The following is a 16,579-nucleotide window of genomic DNA, read 5'->3' as shown; positions in this document are numbered from 1 at the left end:
TCGGTTGCTTGCCTCTCAACCCGTTGACGCAGCCTCGAGCGACACCCAGTACCGGGTGAACCGCCGCACCTTTACCGGCAGTGTCACTTCCAGCATCTCCAGGATCCGCTCACTGTCTGCCAGCGGATACGATCCGGAAATCTGTAGATCGGCCACCCGCTCGCTGCATCCCAACTGACCGAGTCGATACCGCGACAGCTCGGCGAGAAAGTCACCCAGGCGCATCTGCGACACCACCAGCATGCCCTCCACCCAGGCCGCCCGGTTAGGGTCCAGCGGTGCGATTGCCTGCCAGCCGCCTTGCGCGAAACGTGCCTGATGCCCGGCCAGCAGCGGTGTGCCGGCCACGCTGGCGCTGCCGCTGAACACCGATACCAGGCTGAAACCGTCGAACTGACGGACGTCGAAGCGTCCGCTGTACAGATGCAGCTCGCCCTGGGCCGTGGCCAGGCGCAGCGGACGTGGATCGTTGATCACCTCGAGCAGCAGCTCACCCTCCTGCAAACGCACCAGGCGCTGCCGGCCATCGAAGCGCACGTCGGCGGCGCTGCGGGTGTTCAGGTGCAACTGGCTGCCGTCGTCGAGGGTCAGGCGGCGGCGCTGGCCGACCGGGCTGCGGTAGTCGGCCATCAGCCCGGGCAATGGATTGTGCGGGTGCAGGCCCAGCCCGGCGGCACTAGCCACCCCTGCCAGCAGCAGCGCCTTGAGGGCGCGGCGCCGGGCCGGCGAGGGAGGCGCCTGCAGGGTGGCGTGGACCACCGGGGCGGCGACGCCGCGCAGGCGCTGGTTGACCTGCTGGATATGGGCCCAGGCCCGCTGGTGTTCGCTGTCGGCCTGCAGCCAACGCTCCAGGGCCTGGTGTTGGTCGAAATTGTCGCTCTGCGACTCGATCAGCCAGTGTACCGCCTGTTCGGCGATCTGCGAGGAAAAGGCAGCGTTCACAGGGGCAGCCCTTCCAAAGTGTTGAAAATTGGCGTCCGGTTTGGATTTGCCGGGGCCGCTGTGCGGCCCTTTCGCGGCGCAAGGCCGCTCCTACAGGTGACCGCGCCCCCTGTAGGAGCGGCCTTGTGCCGCGAAAGGGTCGCAAAGCGACCCCGGCAATCTTGAATTGGAGCGTTCATATCCAAAAAATCGCAAAAACCTCGAAAGGCAGGATTCACAAGGCGAAATAGCAGCGCAAGGCTGCCTTGTGCAGGTAGCGCTTGACCGTCGCCAGGGAAATGCCCAGCTCGCGGGCGATATCCCCCTGGCCCAGGCCATCGACCTGGGCCAGCAGGAAGGCACGCTTGACCAGCGGTGGCAGGCTATCGAGCAGGCGGTCGAGTTCGAGCAGGGTGTCGAGGATGATGGCTTTGTCTTCCTCGCTGGGGACCACCTGCTCGGGTAACTGGGCCAAGGCCTCGAGGTAGGCGCGCTCCAGCTCCTGGCGGCGGAAGTGATTGCACAGCACGCGCTTGGCCACGGTGGTGAGGAAGGCACGGGGTTCGATCAGCTGCGGTGCCTCGCGGGCCTGGAGCAGGCGCAGGTAGGTGTCCTGGGCCAGGTCGGCGGCACTCTGCGGGCAGCCCAGGCGTCGTCGCAGCCAGCCGGTCAGCCAACTGTGATGGGCGTGGTAAAGGCCTTCGACGGTGGAAGAGAGGGCACTGGACACCGATACGACTCCGGCGCCGCAAAGCGCAACTGGAAGTAAGAATTGTTCGCATTGTATTCATGCCACCGGTGTTCGGCAATCGCTGCCGACGCAAGGCATGCCTACCGCTGGCGCCGGCATGCTTTGCTTATGAGAATTGAAATCATTAGTATTGCAACCCCAATTCCCGGACCCTCGCCATGAAGAGCAAAGCCGCCGGCCTTCCCCTGAGCTACCGCCTGGCCGTGACCTCACGCAGCCTGGCCGCGTTGCTGGGCGGTTACCTGCTGGCGTCGATGGCCAGTGTCTGCATCACCCTGCTCGCGCCGATGACCCAGGCCGACGCGACGATGACCGGGATGATGCTGTCGTTCGTCTTCTACCTGATCGCCTTCATCTGGTGCTTCGCCTGCCGCAGTGCCTGGCGCGCCTGGTTGGGCGTGCTGCTGCCAAGCCTGGCCCTGGGGCTGATCAACGCGCTGGCCTACTGGATGAACCTGCCATGAAAGAAGGCTTCCGCCAGGCCATGGCCTGGCTGCATACCTGGACCGGCCTGATCTTCGGCTGGCTGCTGTTCGCCATCTTCCTTACCGGGACGCTGTCGTACTTCAAGGAAGAAATCAGCCACTGGACCCAGCCCGAGGTGCAGAGCCATCCGCTTGACCCGGTGAGCAGCCTCGGGCTGGCCCAGCGTTACCTGGAATCCAATGCCGGCCACGCCAGCACCTGGTTCATCCGCCTGCCCAGCGAGCGCGAGGCGGCGCTGAGCGTCAGCTGGCGCGACCCGAACGGCGGCGGGCGCCGCGGTTTCACCGACAAGGAACTCGACGCCCGCTCCGGCGAGGCGGTCGAGGCCCGTGACAGCCGTGGCGGCGAGTTCTTCTACCGCTTCCACTTCCAGCTGCAGATGCCCCACCCCTGGGGCCGCTGGCTGTCGACCTTCTGCGCCTTCATCATGCTGCTCGGGCTGGTCACCGGGATCATCACCCACAAGAAGATCTTCAAGGAGTTCTTCACCTTCCGCCCGGGCAAGGGCCAGCGTTCCTGGCTCGATGGCCACAACGCCATCGGCGTGCTGGTGCTGCCGTTCCACCTGATGATCAGCTACAGCAGCCTGGTGATCTTCATGTACATGGTCATGCCGGCCAGCATCCTGGCCAGCTACGGCGACAGCAGCGGCTACTTCAACGATGTGTTCGGCCGCGACGAAGTACCCAAGACGGCGGCTCAGGCCGCGCCGTTGGCACCACTGACCGAACTGTACGCCAAGGTCCAGGAACAGGCGCCGGGTGCACGCATGGGCTACATCCAGGTGCACAATCCCGGCGACCGCAACGCCCGGGTCACCTTCACCCGCGCCTCGGCCGACAGCGTCGCCTACCAGCGCAGTGCCATCTGGACCTTCGATGGCGTCAGTGGCGAGCTGCTGCGACGTGGCGCGCCGGAAAGCGCGGCGATGACCACCTCCTTCACCTTCGTCGGCCTGCACATGGGCAACTTCGCCGGGCCCTGGCTGCGCTGGCTGTACTTCGTCTTCGGCGTGGCCGGCACGGCGGTGATCGGCACGGGGCTGGTGATGTGGCTGGGCAAGCGACAGCTCAAGCATGCCAAGAGCGAGCGAATGCCTGGCGAGCTGCGCCTGGTCGAAGTGCTGAACATCGCCAGCATGAGCGGCCTGTTGCTGGGGGTGGCGGCGTTCTTCTGGGCCAATCGCCTGCTGCCGACGGCCATGGACGGGCGGGCCGACTGGGAGATAAACGCCTTCTTCCTGGCCTGGGGTGCGTCATTGCTCCACGCCATGCTGCGCAGCGGGCGCCGTGCCTGGGGCGAGCAACTGACCCTGGGGGCGCTGGCGTTCGCCGTGCTGCCGGTGCTTAACGCGCTGACCACCGACAAGGGGCTTGATCACTCCATCGCCGCGGGTGACTGGGCGATGGCAGGTTTCGACCTGACGGCGCTGGCCACCGGCCTGTTCCTGGCCTGGGCCGCCGGCAAGATGCTGCGTGCGCCCAAGCCGGTCGCCAAGCGTGCGCCACGCGCCGCCAAGACCGTGGAGGCGAGCTGATGCTGGGTGTCGCGCTGATGGGCTTCGCCGGTTTCGCCGGCCTGTGCCTGGCCATGGAAAAGCACTTCAACGACCTGCTCGGGCGCAAGCCTACGAGCCGGCAACTGCGAGCCCTGAAGGTCGGGGGCTGGGCGTTGTTGTTGCTGTCGTTGATCCTCGCCGTGCACGGGCGCGGCTGGGCCCTGGGCCTGGTGGAGTGGATCGCCGTGCTGATGGCCGGGGTGACGCTGTGGGTGTTCGGCCTGCCTTACCAGCCGCGCCTGCTGCTCGGCGCGGCGCTCGCCAGCCTGGTGCTCGGACCGCTGCTGGCCGTGTTGGCGGTCTAGGCCCTTGAGCGACTCCGAGGCTGGCGGTGGTCGGGCGCGCTTTCTCCAGGTGTTCCTGGCCCAGCGCGCACGCATGGAGGCGCTGGTCAGCCGGCGCGTCGGCTGCCGCGCCACGGCGTCGGACCTGGTCCAGGACCTGTTCCTGCGTTTCTGGCGGCGCCCCGAGGTGAAGGTCGAGGCGCTCGACACCTACCTGCTGCGCAGCGCCAGCAACCTGGCCATCGATTATCTGCGCAGCGAAGGCAGCCGCGACCGGGCCGCCGAAGGCCTGCACGACCCCGAGGAGCCGCAGGGCAGCCAGGCTCCCGAGCAGGCCCTGGAAGTTGACCACGACCTGCAGCGTATCGAGACGGCCCTGCGGGCATTGCCCGAGCGCACGCGGCAGATCTTCCTGCTCAACCGCATCCATGGCTGCACCTACGGTGAGATCGCCAAGGCCATGCAGTTGTCCCAGAGCGCGGTGGAAAAGCATATGATGCGCGCCCTCGAAGCGTGCAAGGCGAGCGTCGCCGAACCCGCGTCCTCACTGCGCCGGCCAGGGAGCGCCCGTCGATGAGTCTTGAACAGCCAATCACTGCTGCACAGTCCCAGGCCGCCCTGCGCTGGCTGGGGCGCATCCAGCAGCAGCCGGCGCAGGCCGAGGGCGCAGCGTTCAAGCGCTGGTTGCTGGAGAGCCCGGCCCATCGCCAGGCCTATGCCGAAGCCCAGGCGTTGTGGCGCCTGAGCGAGGCACCGGCGGCGCGGCTGGCAGTCGAGGAGCGAGAGGGCCTGCAACAGTACCTGGACGCCATGCGCCGACCCGCGCGCAAGAGGCCGTGGCGCGGCCTGGCGGTGGCAGCGTGTCTTGTGCTGGCGCTGGGATGCGCGGCGGGCTGGCAGCCGCAGTTCTGGCTGCAGGACCTGCGTGCCGACTACACCAGCGGCGCGCAGGTGCGGCAGGTGACCCTGGCCGATCATTCGCAGCTGACCCTGGATGCCGGCACAGCCGTGGCGGTGGATTTCGCCCAGGGCGAGCGGCGCGTGCGGTTGTTGCGCGGCGCCGCGTTCTTCGAGGTGACCCATACCGGCGAGCCGTTCCTGGTGGATGCCCAGGGCGGTGAAGTGCGGGTGCTGGGGACCCAGTTCGAGGTACGCGGGCAGGGCGATGGCGCCCAGGTCACCGTGCGCAGCGGCCGCGTGGCGGTGACAGCGGCCGAAGGGCAGGCGGCCCGCGAGCTGACCGCCAACCAGCAACTGGCCTATGCCGACGGTGTGGCTGGTGGGGTCGAGGCGGTAGACAGCGATAGCCGCCTGGCTTGGCGCCAGGGCTGGCTGAACTATTACCAGGTGCCGTTGGCGCAGGTGGTCGAGGACCTTGGGCGTTACTACCCCGGGCGGATCCTGTTGCTTGACGGTGAGCTGGGGCAGCGCAGGGTCAGTGGCAGTTTCCCGGTGGCGGAACCACTGTCCGCGCTGGATTCGCTGGGCAAGGTGATGGGTTTCTCGCGGCAGACGCTGCTGGGGCGGCTGACCGTCTTGCGTTGACCTGAGCCGACGCCATCGCGGGGGGTGCGCGGTCCCTGTAGGAGCGGGCTTGCCCCGCGAAGACGTCGGTGCAGCAAAAATTTTTCGATCAGGTGATGAGGTATCCCCCCACGGCATCCGTGTAGTGAGTGGAAGTGCGATTCATTCGCAAACGATCATCCCTCTCACAGGTCCGCGTCCATGAAGTTCACCCCGCGTTGCGTCCCGCTCTGGTTCGGCCTCTGCTCCCTGCCCGCTATCGCCATCGCGCCCCAGGCCCTGGCCGCGCAGCAGAGCCAGGTCTACAGCTTTGCCCAGCCAAGCCAGCCGCTGGCCCAGGCACTCAACGCCTTCAGCCGCGCCACCGGGCAGAGCGTGGTCTACACCCTGGTCCTGCCGGATGTGCAGGCCCCGGCGCTGAACGGCACCTTCGACGCCGACCAGGCGCTGCAGCAGTTGCTCGGCAACTCGGGCCTGGCCTGGCGCCGCCTCGACGCCCGCACCCTGACCCTGGAGCCGGTCGACAGCTCCGGCGCGCTGAACCTGCAGGCCACCACCATCAACTCGCAGCTGGACGACTACAGCTACCAGCCGCCGGCCAGCGCCTCGATCATGCGTGGCCAGGGCGCGACGCTGGACATCCCCCAGGCCGTCAACGTGGTCCCGGCCCAGGTGATCCGCGACCAGGCACCGCGCAACCTGGACGATGCCCTGTACAACGTCAGCGGCATCACCCAGGGCAACAACTTCGGCGGTACCGCCGACACCGTGATGAAGCGCGGCTTCGGCGACAACCGCGACGGCTCGATCATGCGTGACGGCATGCCGATCGTGCAGGGCCGCGCCCTCAACGCCAGCACCGAGCGGGTCGAGGTGCTCAAGGGGCCGGCCTCGCTGCTGTATGGCATCCAGGACCCGGGCGGGGTGATCAACGTGGTCAGCAAGCGCCCGCAACTGCAGCAGTACAACGCCCTGACCCTGCGTGGCTCGACCTACGGCAGCGGCAAGAACGGCAGCGGCGGCGGCCTGGACAGCACCGGGGCGCTGGGCGACAGCAACCTGGCCTACCGCTTGATCGTCGATCACGAGGACGAGGACTACTGGCGCAACTACGGCGTGCACCGCGAGTCGCTGGTGGCGCCGTCGCTGGCCTGGTACGGCGAGGACACCCAGGTGGTGCTGGCCTATGAGCACCGCGAGTTTCTCTACCCGTTCGACCGTGGCACCGCCTTTGGCAGCGACGGCCACCCGTTGAACATTCCCGTCACCCGTCGCCTCGACGAGCGGTTCAACGACATGGAGGGCCGGTCCGACCTGTACCGCCTGGAGGTCGACCATCGCCTGGCCGATGACTGGAAACTGCACTTCGGCTACAGCTTCAACCGCGAGACCTACGACGCCAGCCAGGTTCGCGTGACCGGCGTGGATGAAAGCAAGGGCACGCTGTCACGCAGCATCGACGGCACCCAGGGCGCCCTGAGCCGCGACCAGTTCGCCACCCTCAGCCTCAACGGCAGCGTTGAGCTGGCGGGCATGCGCCACGACCTGGTGGTCGGTGTCGACCACGAAGACCGCAAGGTCTACCGCGCCGACCTGATCCGCCAGAATAGCCGCTCGACCTTCAGCTACCTGAACCCGGTCTATGGCCGCGAAGTGGAAGGCACCAGCGTGCGCGCCAGCGACAGCGACCAGACCGACAAGCTGCGCACCGATTCGCTGTTCCTGCAGGACGCCTGGCACCTGGACGAGCACTGGATTCTGGTGGCCGGCGGGCGCTTTCAGCAGTACGACCAGTACGCCGGGCGCGGCCGGCCGTTCAACGTCAATACCGACACCAGCGACCAGACCTGGGTGCCCCATGCGGGCGTGGTGTACAAGGTCGATGACCAGCTGTCGTTGTATGCCAGCTACAGCGAGTCGTTCAAGCCCAACTCGACCATCGCCCCGCTGAGCATCGGCGGTGGCCGCACCCTGACCCTGGACTCAGGTATAGCGCCGGAGGAGGGCAAGTCCTGGGAAATCGGGGCCAAGCTCGATGTGCCGGGGGCGCTGACCGGTACCCTGGCGTTGTTCGACATCACCAAGCGCAACGTGCTGGTGGCCGATGGCGACACCCAGCCGGGCACCATTCTCTACAGCAACGCGGGCGAAGTGCGCTCACGGGGCGTCGAGCTGGACCTGACCGGCCAGCTCAGCGAGCGCTGGAGCCTGATCGGCGCCTACGCCTTCACCGGCGCCGAGGTGACCAAGGACCCGCAGCTCAAGGGCAATCGCCTGCAGAATGTCGCCCGGCACAGTGGTTCGCTGTCGGCGGTGTATGACTATGGCAGCCTGTTCGGCGGCGATCGCCTGAGACTGGGGGCTGGTGCGCGTTATGTGGGGGAGCGTGCGGGGAACGCCACCAATGATTTCGACCTGCCGGCGTACACGGTGGCGGATGCCTTTGCCAGCTATGAAACGAAGTTGGACGAGCACAAGGTGCGGCTGCAGCTGAACGTGAAGAACCTGTTCGACAAGGTGTATTACAGCTCGGCGGTGAACCGGTATTTCGTCGCGGTGGGGGATGCGCGGCAGGTGAGCTTGTCGAGCACCTTGGAGTTCTAGATCGCCGGGACCGCGTTGCGGTCCTTTCACGGCACGAGGCCGCTCCTACAGGGTAACGCGGTCTCCTGTAGGAGCGGCCTCGTGCCGCGAAAGGGCCGCAAAGCGGCCCCAGGATTCAACCGGCGAACGCCGCCCGATACGCCCCCGGCGTCGCCCCCAGCGCCTGCCTGAACCGGTTGCTGAAATGGCTGGCACTGGCAAATCCGCACAACAACGCCACCTCGCCCAAAGGCAACATACCCATGCGCAGCAACCGACACGCCCGCTGCAGCCGCCGGGCCAGCAGGTACTGATGCGGCGGCAGTCCTAAGCTCGCCCGGAACATCCGCGCAAAGTGGTACTCGGACAGGTTGCAGCGCAGCGCCAGCTCCCCCAACGTCAATGGCTGGTCGAGGTTGGCCTCGATGAAGTCCACCAGTTGTCGACGCTGGTGCGGTGCCAGCCCGCCCTTGAGCTTGAGCCCCTGGCGCAGGCCGACCTGGTTGAGCACGGCATGGTCGATGATGTCGTGGGCCAGGCTGCTGGCCAGCAGCCGCTCGCCGGGCTCGGCCCAGTCCAGCCCGATCAGCTCGCGAAAGCGCCGGGCCTGCTGCGGATCGTCGAGGAAGGTCGCTTCGCGCAATTGCATCTCCCGCGGCTCGCGATCCAGCAGGCGGGTGCAGCCGAGGGCGAACTGTTCCTCGGTGATGTAAAGGTGGGCCAGGCGAATCGTGCCGTTGATTACCCAGTTCGACTCATGGCCGGCGGGCATCACGCACAGCTTGTCCGGTGCGCCGCGATCGCTGGGGCGCTGGCGGCGGAAGGTGCCGGTGCCGTCGGCGATGTAGCACGACAGCGTGTGATGGCTGGGCGCCTGGTAGTCGCGGGCATCATCGCGGTTGCTCCACAAGGCCGCCGCCAGCCCGTCGCCCAGCTGCGCGCTCAGCTCCAGCCGGGCGTGGGGCGAGGCGTTCAGGACGTTGAAGACCTGCAGGTGATCGAGTGGGGGCATGGGCGGTTCCTCTGCTGGCCATCGTACTGCGCCGGCACCGGGATGGCAGCTACCCGGGGAGGAAAAGCGCAAGTTTATGCAAGCGCCGAACAGCAATGGCGCAAGAAACTGGGCTCATGGGGTTTTCATCGCGGGGCAAGCCCGCTCCCACCGAGGTCGCATGCGCCCTGTGGGAGTGGGCTTGCCCCGCGATAGGCCTGATACCTGTCGAGGGAGTCCATCATGAACCTGTCGCTCTACCTGCTCACCGTCCTGATCTGGGGCACCACCTGGATTGCCTTGAAATGGCAGTTGGGCGAGGTCGCCATCCCGGTGTCGATCGTCTACCGCTTCGCCCTGGCCGGGCTGATCCTGTTCGCCTTCCTGCTGCTCACCCGCCGCCTGCAACCGATGAACCGGCGTGGTCACCTGGTTTGCCTGGCCCAGGGGTTGTGCCTGTTCTGCGTCAACTTCATGTGCTTCCTCACTGCCAGCCAGTGGGTCGCCAGCGGCCTGATCGCCGTGGTGTTCTCCACCGCCACCTTGTGGAATGCCATCAATGCACGGATCTTCTTCGGCCAGAAGATCGCCGCCAATGTGCTCGGTGGCGGCGCCCTGGGCCTGCTCGGCCTGGGCTTGCTGTTCTGGCCGGAACTCTGGCACCACGCCGCCAGCCGCGAGACCTTGTACGGCCTGGGATTGGGCCTGCTCGGCACGCTGTGCTTCTCGGCCGGCAACATGCTCTCCAGCGTGCAGCAGAAGGCCGGGCTCAAGCCGATGACCACCAATGCCTGGGGCATGCTCTATGGCGCCTCGATGCTGGCGGTGTACTGCCTGGCAAAGGGCATCCCCTTCGACATGGAGTGGAGCGCCCGCTACATCGGCTCGCTGTTGTACCTGGTGATCCCGGGTTCGGTGATCGCCTTCACCGCCTACCTGACCCTGGTCGGACGCATGGGGCCGGAGCGGGCAGCCTATTGCACGGTACTGTTCCCGCTGGTGGCGTTGAATGTGTCGGCATTCGCCGAGGGCTACCAATGGACGGCGCCGGCATTGCTGGGCCTGGTGGCGGTGATGGCGGGGAATGTGCTGGTGTTTCGCAAGCCGAAATCCAGGCCGGTCATAATGACGGCCATGGCCAAGTAGGGCGCTAATCTTCACTGTTTTCTTCGCGGGTAAACCCGCTCCCACACGGCTTGCACAGTCCCTGTGGGAGCGGGTTTACCCGCGAAGAGGCAGAACGGTTGGCAGCAACCTTTCAGTGTTTCCACACCTGCGGATTCACCAGATCTCGCGGCCGCTCACCCAGCAACGCCGCCCGCAGGTTGTCCAGCGCACGGTTGGCCATGGCCTCGCGGGTCTCGGCGGTGGCCGAGCCGATGTGCGGCAGGGTCAGGGCGTTGGGCAGTTTGAACAGCGGCGAGTCGGCGAGCGGCTCTTTCTCGTAAACATCCAGCCCGGCGCCGCGGATCGTGCCGTTCTGCAGCGCCTCGACCAGCGCCGCTTCGTCCACCACCGGCCCCCGGGCGATATTGACCAGAAATGCGCTGGGCTTCATCAACTGCAGTTCGCGGGCGCCAATCAGCTTGTGGGTGGCGTCGGACAGCGGCACCACCAGGCAGACGAAATCGGCTTCGCCCAGCAGGGCGTCCAGGCTGCGGAACTGCGCGCCCAGTTCCTGTTCCAGCGCGGTCTTGCGGCTGTTGCCGGTGTACAGCACCTGCATGTTGAAACCGAAGTGGCCACGACGGGCGATGGCCGCGCCGATGTTGCCCATGCCGACGATGCCCAGCTTCTTGCCGTGCACATCGCAGCCGAACTGCGCCGGGCCGACGGTGGCCTGCCAGTGGCCGGCCTTGGTCCAGGCATCCAGCTCGGCGGTGCGCCGGGCACAGCCCATGATCAGGGCGAAGCCCAGGTCGGCGGTGCTTTCGGTGAGCACGTCGGGGGTGTTGGTCAGGGCGATGCCGCGTTCGTTGAAGTAGTCCAGGTCGTAGTTGTCGTAGCCGACCGAGACGCTGGACACCACCTCCAGCTTGCCCGCGCCTTCGAGCTGCGCCCTGCCGAGCTTGCGGCCGACGCCGATCAGACCGTGGGCCTCGGGCAGGGCTTCGTTGAACTGGGCGCTGATGTCGCCGAGTTTCGGGTTCGGCACGATCACGTTGAAGTCTTGTTGCAGGCGTTCGGCCATGGCTGGCGTGATGCGGCTGAAGGCCAGGACGGTCTTTTTCATCGGGCTGCTTCTCTGCAAGGCGTGGGGTGGACTCGGGCAGAAGAGCGGGGCCGCTGTGCGGCCCTTTCGCGGCGCAAGGCCGCTCCTACAAGTGCCGGGTAACCCTGTAGGAGCGGCCTTGTGCCGCGATGGAGGGCGCAGCCCTCCCATGGCCCTGTCTGCCAGACACTGGAATCGATGGTTAGCAACCTACCATTGTCCCCACCCCCAATGCAGCCGCTTTTTTCAGTTGGCGATCAGCAGCTCATGAGTCTTCAGGTCGGCCTCATGGGCGGCAAGAATCTCCGGCAGCGAATTGCGCAGGTACTCGACCCAGGTCTTGATCTTGGCATCCAGGTACTGGCGCGACGGGTAGATCGCGTACAGGTTCAGCTCCTGCAGGCGATACTCCGGCATGATCCGCACCAGGCTGCCGTCGCGCAGGCCGTCGATGGCCGAGTAGATCGGCAACACGCCCACGCCCATGCCGCTGCGGATCGCAGTCTTCATAGCGTCCGCGGAGTTGACCTGGAACGGCGAGGTGGTGATGTTGACCATCTCCTGGCCTTCCGGGCCGTCGAACAGCCACTTCTCCAGCGGGATCACCGGGCTGACCATGCGCAGGCAGGCATGCTTGAGCAGGTCGGCCGGCTTGTGCGCACTGCCGTGGCGGGCCACGTACTCGGGCGAGGCGCAGACGATGCTGTAGGTGATGCCCAGGCGTTGCGAGACGAAGCCCGAGTCCGGCAGCTCGCTGGCCAGCACGATGGACACGTCGTAGCCCTCGTCCAGCAGGTCGGGCACGCGGTTGGCCATGGTCAGGTCGAAGGTCACGTCCGGGTGCGACTCGCGGTAGCGGGCGATGGCATCGACCACGAAGTGCTGGCCGACACCGGTCATCGAATGCACCTTCAACTGCCCGGCGGGGCGGGCGTGGGCGTCGCTGGCCTCGGCCTCGGCTTCTTCCACGTAGGTAAGAATCTGTTCGCAGCGCATCAGGTAGCGCTTGCCGGCCTCGGTCAGCGCGATGCGCCGGGTGGTGCGGTTGAGCAGGCGGGTTTGCAGATGGGCTTCCAGGTTGGAGACCGCCCGCGACACGTTCGCGGTGGTCGTATCCAGTTGCGCCGCGGCAGCGGTGAAGCTGCCGAGCTGGGCCACGCAACTGAAAGCACGCATGTTTTGCAAGGTGTCCATGGGTCACTCTCGGTTTAGAGGACAAAATTGTGACATGAAGTAACGGAGTTTTGCCTCCGACTAAAGCCGGATTATCGCTGTTTTGGTAACAAAGATTCGCAGGATTATGCGCTTATCGCCAGTGCGGGCGGCCCCTAGAATTGCCCGGCCCCTCCACCTCTTCCTCGGGAAATCGCAGCTGTGCCGCGTCGCCACATCAGAGCGCTCCATGCGTTCAGTGCCTGTGCCCTTTGTCTCACCTTGAGCGGCTGTATCGGAACCTGGGGCATCGCCCCGCAAAGCAAGACCCTCCAAGCCAACCAACTGACCACCGACGCCGCGATCCGCGAGGCCGCGCGCGACGCCCACTGGCCGGCCCAGCAATGGTGGCGCGTCTATGGCGACCCGCAGCTCGACGCCTGGATCGCCCAGGCCCTGGCCGGCAGCCCGAGCATGGCCATGGCCGCCGCCCGGGTGCGGGAAGCCAAGGCGATGGCCGGCGTGGTCGAGTCGGCGGAAAAACTGCAGGCCAATGGCAACGCCGCGCTCAAGCGTCACAACTGGCCCGAGGATCAGTTCTACGGCCCGGGCGCGTTGTCCGGCGCCAACACTTGGGACAACAACGCCGCCATCGGCTTCAGCTACGCCCTGGACCTGTGGGGCCGCGAGCGCAATGCCAGCGAGCAGGCCGTGGACCAGGCGCACGTGAGCGTCGCCGAGGCGCGCCAGGCCCAGCTGGAACTGGAGAACAACGTGGTGCGCGCCTATATCCAGCTCAGCCTGCATTACGCCCGGCGCGATATCGTCCAGGCCGAGCTTGCCCAGCAGGAGCAGATCGTCGGCCTGGCCAAGCGCCGCCTGGACGGCGGCATCGGCACCCATTTCGAGGTCAGCCAGGCCGAGGCGCCGCTGCCGGAAACCCACCGCCAGATCGACAGCCTCAACGAAGAAATCGCCCTGACTCGTAACCAGCTGGCCGCCCTGGCCGGCAAGGGGCCAGGGGAGGGCGCACAGCTGCAACGCCCGACCCTGACCCTCGGCGCGCCGCTGAAACTGCCGTCGAACCTGCCCGCCGAACTGGTCGGCCAGCGCCCGGACGTGGTTGCCAGCCGCTGGCAGGTGGCGGCCCAGGCCCGTGGCATCGACGTGGCCCACGCCGGTTTCTTCCCCAACGTCGACCTGGTCGGCGGCCTTGGCTTCATGGCCACCGGCGGCGGCCCGCTGGAGTTCCTCACCGGGCGCAAGTTCAACTACAACGTGGGGCCGGCCATCAGCCTGCCGATCTTCGATGGCGGCCGCCTGCGCTCGCAGCTGGGCGTGGCCTCGGCCGGCTATGACGTGGCCGTGGCACGCTACAACCAGACGGTGATCGGCGCGCTGAAAAACATTTCAGACCAGCTGATCCGCCGCGAGTCGATGAAGGAGCAGGCGCACTTCGCCGCCGAATCCGTGGCCGCCGCGCAGAAGACCTACGACATCGCCACCGTCGCCTTCCAGCGTGGCCTGACCGATTACCTCAACGTGCTCAACGCCCAGACCCTGCTGTTCCGCCAGCAGCAGGTGCAGCAGCAGGTGCAGGCCGCGCGCCTGACCGCCCACGCCGAGCTGGTCACCGCCCTGGGCGGCGGCCTGGAGGCGGGCAAGGATGTCCCTGAGCAAGAGCGCCAGGCCGCCCCGAAAACGCCGGCCACCCTGGCCATCTTCGACCAGCCGGACCACGCCGAATGAGCACATCGAGCTTGCCCCTGCGCTGGCTGCGGAGCCTGGAATGGCGCCGGGGGTTCTTCGCCTGGGCGCGCACCGACGGGGTCACCTGGGTCTACATCTTCAAGGTGCTGGCCGCCGCGTTCATCACCCTGTGGCTGGCCATGCGCCTGGAACTGCCGCAGCCGCGCACGGCGATGATCACCGTGTTCATCGTCATGCAGCCGCAGAGCGGCCATGTGTTCGCCAAGAGCTTCTACCGGGTGCTCGGCACCCTGGCCGGCTCGGCGATGATGGTCGCGTTGATGGCAATCTTTCCGCAGAACACCGAGCTGTTCCTGCCCAGCCTGGCGCTGTGGGTCGGCCTGTGCTCGGCGGGTGCCATGCGCTACCGCACCTTCCGCGCCTATGGTTTCGTGCTGGCCGGTTACACGGCGGCGATGATCGGCCTGCCGGTGCTGCAACACCCTGACCAGGCGTTCATGGCAGCAGTGTGGCGGGTGCTGGAGATCGCCCTGGGGATTCTCGTCTCGACCTTCGTCAGTGCCGCGATCCTGCCGCAGTCGGCCAGTGCCGCCATGCGCAACGCCCTGTACCAGCGTTTCGGCGTGTTCGCCGGGGTGGTGGTCGAGGCCCTGCGCGGCGACAGCCAGCGCGACCGCTTCGAGACCAGCAACGTGCGCTTTGTCGCCGAGGCGGTGGGCCTGGAGAGCCTGCGCAACGTCACCGCCTTTGAGGACCCGCACATGCGCCGGCGCTCCGGCCGCCTGGTGCGGATGAACAGTGAGTTCATGGCCATCACCACGCGCTTCAACGCCCTGCACCGGTTGCTCGAACGCCTGCGCGCCCGTGGCCCGTTGCAGATCGTCAGCGCCATCGAGCCCGGCCTGGACACCCTGGCCGAGCTGCTGCGGCCCTATGTCGGTCGGGCACTGACCGATGCCGACGCGCTGCGCCTGGCCCTTGAACTGGGCACCTACAAGGAAGGCCTGCAGGCCCAGGTGCGCGGCTTGCGCGCCGAGTACCTGGAGACCAGCCCGAGTGAGTCAGACCTGCTCGATTTCCACACCGCCTTCGAGCTGCTCTACCGCTTCGTCGATGAGATGTACAGCTACGCCGAGACCCATGCCTCGCTGGCCGTGCACAAGCACGAGCGCGAACAGTGGGACGAGCCCTACGTGGCCCAGACCAGCTGGCTGGTATCGTTGGCCGCCGGCGTGCGCGCCTCGGCAGTGCTGCTGTTGCTGGGCAGCTACTGGCTGCTCAGCGACTGGCCCAGCGGCGCCATGATGACCCTGATCGCCACCGTCACCGTGGGCCTGTCGGCGGCCTCGCCGAACCCCAAGCGCATGTCGTTCCAGATGGCCTGCGGCACGGCGATCGGCGCCTTCGTCGGGTTCTTCGAGACGTTCTTCGTGTTCCCCTGGATCGACGGTTTCCCGCTGCTGTGCATGGTGCTGGCGCCGGTGTTCGTATTCGGCGCGTTCCTCGCTTCGCGCCCGGCCTATGCCGGTTACGGCCTGGGCCTGCTGGTGTTCTTCGCCATCGGCTCGGTGCCGAACAACCTGACGGTCTACGACCCCTACACCTTCATCAATGACTACATCGGCATGGTCATCGGCATGTTTGTCTGCGCCGCGGCAGGGGCGATCATCCTGCCGCCCAACAGCCGCTGGCTGTGGAGCCGCCTGGAGCAGGAGCTGCGCGAGCAGGTGCTGTTCGCCATCGGCGGGCGCCTGCGCGGTTTGGGCTCGGCGTTCGAGAGCCGCACCCGCGACCTGCTGCACCAGGCGTATGGGCTGGCAGCGGGCAAGCCGCAGGTGCAGAGCGAGCTGATGGGCTGGATGTTCACCGTGCTGGAGGTCGGCCACGCGATCATCGAGCTGCGCAAGGAGCAGGCCCGTGCGCCGATCCACCCGGCCTACGCCGAGTCGCAGCCCTGGCGCCAGGCCATCCGCGTGATGGGCCGGGCCCTGGCGCGGCTGTTCCTGCAACCCAGCGCCAGCAACCACGAACGCGCGCTGGTGGCGGTGGACCACGCCATCAGCCGCGTGCAGGCCACCGACGAACCCTTCGCCCGGCACTTTGACACCTCGGTGCTGCGCCGGGCGCAGAGCTACCTGCACTTCATCCGTTCCTCCCTGCTCGACCCACAGTCGCCGCTGGCACCGGCGAAAGGAATGCACCATGCCCCGTGAGATCGCCTTCCATGGCGTGTACATGCCCACCATGACCTTGATGTTCCTGTTCGCCCTGGGCCTGGCCTGGGGGCTGGACCGGTTCATCGCAAGCGTTGATGGCTATCGCTTCTTCTGGCACCCGGCGCTGCTGCGCCTGTCGCTGTTCGTCTGCCTGTTCGGCGCCCTGGCGCTGTCGCTCTACTGGTGAGAAT

Annotated in this window: 15 protein-coding genes; 10 read left to right on the top strand and 5 right to left on the bottom strand. The window is 66.8% G+C overall.

Annotated features, from left to right (window positions below; all coding sequences use genetic code 11):
- Nucleotides 1-15: 15 nt before the first annotated feature.
- Both AC0MAZ_RS25525 and AC0MAZ_RS25520 read right to left on the bottom strand, forming a co-directional pair.
- A complete protein-coding gene (locus tag AC0MAZ_RS25525; RefSeq protein ID WP_475859627.1) occupies nucleotides 16-942 on the bottom strand; it encodes a FecR domain-containing protein in 927 nt (308 codons plus the stop codon).
- Between the two features lie 214 nt (nucleotides 943-1,156).
- Nucleotides 1,157-1,651 (bottom strand): sigma-70 family RNA polymerase sigma factor, encoded by a 495-nt coding sequence (locus AC0MAZ_RS25520; protein WP_232855701.1) that lies wholly within the window; start codon nucleotides 1,649-1,651, stop codon nucleotides 1,157-1,159.
- Between the two features lie 179 nt (nucleotides 1,652-1,830).
- Between AC0MAZ_RS25520 and AC0MAZ_RS25515 the strand changes: the two genes are divergently transcribed.
- The 6 genes from AC0MAZ_RS25515 (at nucleotide 1,831) to AC0MAZ_RS25490 (ending at nucleotide 8,128) form a co-directional block, all read left to right on the top strand.
- The gene (locus AC0MAZ_RS25515) at nucleotides 1,831-2,136 is read left to right on the top strand and encodes a DUF3649 domain-containing protein (protein WP_186712930.1); all 306 of its coding nucleotides are present in this window, start codon (nucleotides 1,831-1,833) and stop codon (nucleotides 2,134-2,136) included.
- A complete protein-coding gene (locus AC0MAZ_RS25510) occupies nucleotides 2,133-3,695 on the top strand; it encodes a PepSY-associated TM helix domain-containing protein (RefSeq protein WP_203650609.1) in 1,563 nt (520 codons plus the stop codon). The genes AC0MAZ_RS25515 and AC0MAZ_RS25510 overlap by 4 nt, the downstream gene beginning before the upstream one ends.
- A complete protein-coding gene (locus AC0MAZ_RS25505) occupies nucleotides 3,695-4,021 on the top strand; it encodes a DUF3325 domain-containing protein (RefSeq protein ID WP_475859623.1) in 327 nt (108 codons plus the stop codon). The genes AC0MAZ_RS25510 and AC0MAZ_RS25505 overlap by 1 nt, the downstream gene beginning before the upstream one ends.
- A 4-nt stretch (nucleotides 4,022-4,025) precedes the next feature.
- Nucleotides 4,026-4,577, top strand: coding sequence for an RNA polymerase sigma factor (locus AC0MAZ_RS25500; protein ID WP_244670957.1), 552 nt, complete (start codon nucleotides 4,026-4,028; stop codon nucleotides 4,575-4,577).
- A complete protein-coding gene (locus AC0MAZ_RS25495; protein ID WP_254464510.1) occupies nucleotides 4,574-5,545 on the top strand; it encodes a FecR family protein in 972 nt (323 codons plus the stop codon). The genes AC0MAZ_RS25500 and AC0MAZ_RS25495 overlap by 4 nt, the downstream gene beginning before the upstream one ends.
- Before the next feature lie 180 nt (nucleotides 5,546-5,725).
- On the top strand, nucleotides 5,726-8,128 hold the full coding sequence (locus tag AC0MAZ_RS25490; protein WP_475859621.1) for a TonB-dependent siderophore receptor: 2,403 nt from the start codon (nucleotides 5,726-5,728) through the stop codon (nucleotides 8,126-8,128).
- A 115-nt stretch (nucleotides 8,129-8,243) separates the two neighbouring features.
- Here AC0MAZ_RS25490 and AC0MAZ_RS25485 read toward each other — a convergent pair whose 3' ends face one another.
- Complete coding sequence (locus AC0MAZ_RS25485) at nucleotides 8,244-9,119, bottom strand: helix-turn-helix domain-containing protein (RefSeq protein ID WP_475859619.1); 876 nt, start codon at nucleotides 9,117-9,119, stop codon at nucleotides 8,244-8,246.
- A 222-nt stretch (nucleotides 9,120-9,341) separates the two neighbouring features.
- On the opposite strand from AC0MAZ_RS25485, the gene AC0MAZ_RS25480 reads away from it, so the two are divergent.
- Complete coding sequence (locus AC0MAZ_RS25480) at nucleotides 9,342-10,244, top strand: DMT family transporter (protein WP_475859617.1); 903 nt, start codon at nucleotides 9,342-9,344, stop codon at nucleotides 10,242-10,244.
- 112 nt (nucleotides 10,245-10,356) lie between these two features.
- Here the strand turns inward: AC0MAZ_RS25480 and AC0MAZ_RS25475 are convergent, their stop codons facing one another.
- Nucleotides 10,357-11,331 (bottom strand): 2-hydroxyacid dehydrogenase, encoded by a 975-nt coding sequence (locus AC0MAZ_RS25475; protein WP_475859615.1) that lies wholly within the window; start codon nucleotides 11,329-11,331, stop codon nucleotides 10,357-10,359.
- A 225-nt stretch (nucleotides 11,332-11,556) separates the two neighbouring features.
- Complete coding sequence (locus AC0MAZ_RS25470; protein ID WP_028689548.1) at nucleotides 11,557-12,504, bottom strand: LysR family transcriptional regulator; 948 nt, start codon at nucleotides 12,502-12,504, stop codon at nucleotides 11,557-11,559.
- A gap of 180 nt (nucleotides 12,505-12,684) precedes the next feature.
- On the opposite strand from AC0MAZ_RS25470, the gene AC0MAZ_RS25465 reads away from it, so the two are divergent.
- The 3 genes from AC0MAZ_RS25465 to AC0MAZ_RS25455 are packed head-to-tail and all read left to right on the top strand — an operon-like array spanning nucleotide 12,685 to nucleotide 16,575.
- The gene (locus tag AC0MAZ_RS25465) at nucleotides 12,685-14,211 is read left to right on the top strand and encodes an efflux transporter outer membrane subunit (protein WP_475859613.1); all 1,527 of its coding nucleotides are present in this window, start codon (nucleotides 12,685-12,687) and stop codon (nucleotides 14,209-14,211) included.
- Complete coding sequence (locus tag AC0MAZ_RS25460) at nucleotides 14,208-16,385, top strand: FUSC family protein (protein ID WP_475859611.1); 2,178 nt, start codon at nucleotides 14,208-14,210, stop codon at nucleotides 16,383-16,385. The genes AC0MAZ_RS25465 and AC0MAZ_RS25460 overlap by 4 nt, the downstream gene beginning before the upstream one ends.
- Nucleotides 16,375-16,575, top strand: coding sequence for a DUF1656 domain-containing protein (locus AC0MAZ_RS25455; RefSeq protein WP_028689551.1), 201 nt, complete (start codon nucleotides 16,375-16,377; stop codon nucleotides 16,573-16,575). The genes AC0MAZ_RS25460 and AC0MAZ_RS25455 overlap by 11 nt, the downstream gene beginning before the upstream one ends.
- Nucleotides 16,576-16,579 lie beyond the last annotated feature (4 nt).

The organism is Pseudomonas sp. A, assembly GCF_056270345.1.
This window is presented reverse-complemented; position numbering and strand designations above follow the sequence as displayed.

Coding starts and splice junctions, on each gene's coding strand:
- AC0MAZ_RS25515 (WP_186712930.1), top strand. CDS start 1,831: ATGAAGAGCAAAGCCGCCGGCCTTCCCCTGAGCTACCGCCTGGCCGTG.
- AC0MAZ_RS25510 (WP_203650609.1), top strand. CDS start 2,133: ATGAAAGAAGGCTTCCGCCAGGCCATGGCCTGGCTGCATACCTGGACC.
- AC0MAZ_RS25505 (WP_475859623.1), top strand. CDS start 3,695: ATGCTGGGTGTCGCGCTGATGGGCTTCGCCGGTTTCGCCGGCCTGTGC.
- AC0MAZ_RS25495 (WP_254464510.1), top strand. CDS start 4,574: ATGAGTCTTGAACAGCCAATCACTGCTGCACAGTCCCAGGCCGCCCTG.
- AC0MAZ_RS25490 (WP_475859621.1), top strand. CDS start 5,726: ATGAAGTTCACCCCGCGTTGCGTCCCGCTCTGGTTCGGCCTCTGCTCC.
- AC0MAZ_RS25485 (WP_475859619.1), bottom strand. CDS start 9,119: ATGCCCCCACTCGATCACCTGCAGGTCTTCAACGTCCTGAACGCCTCG.
- AC0MAZ_RS25480 (WP_475859617.1), top strand. CDS start 9,342: ATGAACCTGTCGCTCTACCTGCTCACCGTCCTGATCTGGGGCACCACC.
- AC0MAZ_RS25475 (WP_475859615.1), bottom strand. CDS start 11,331: ATGAAAAAGACCGTCCTGGCCTTCAGCCGCATCACGCCAGCCATGGCC.
- AC0MAZ_RS25470 (WP_028689548.1), bottom strand. CDS start 12,504: ATGGACACCTTGCAAAACATGCGTGCTTTCAGTTGCGTGGCCCAGCTC.
- AC0MAZ_RS25460 (WP_475859611.1), top strand. CDS start 14,208: ATGAGCACATCGAGCTTGCCCCTGCGCTGGCTGCGGAGCCTGGAATGG.
- AC0MAZ_RS25455 (WP_028689551.1), top strand. CDS start 16,375: ATGCCCCGTGAGATCGCCTTCCATGGCGTGTACATGCCCACCATGACC.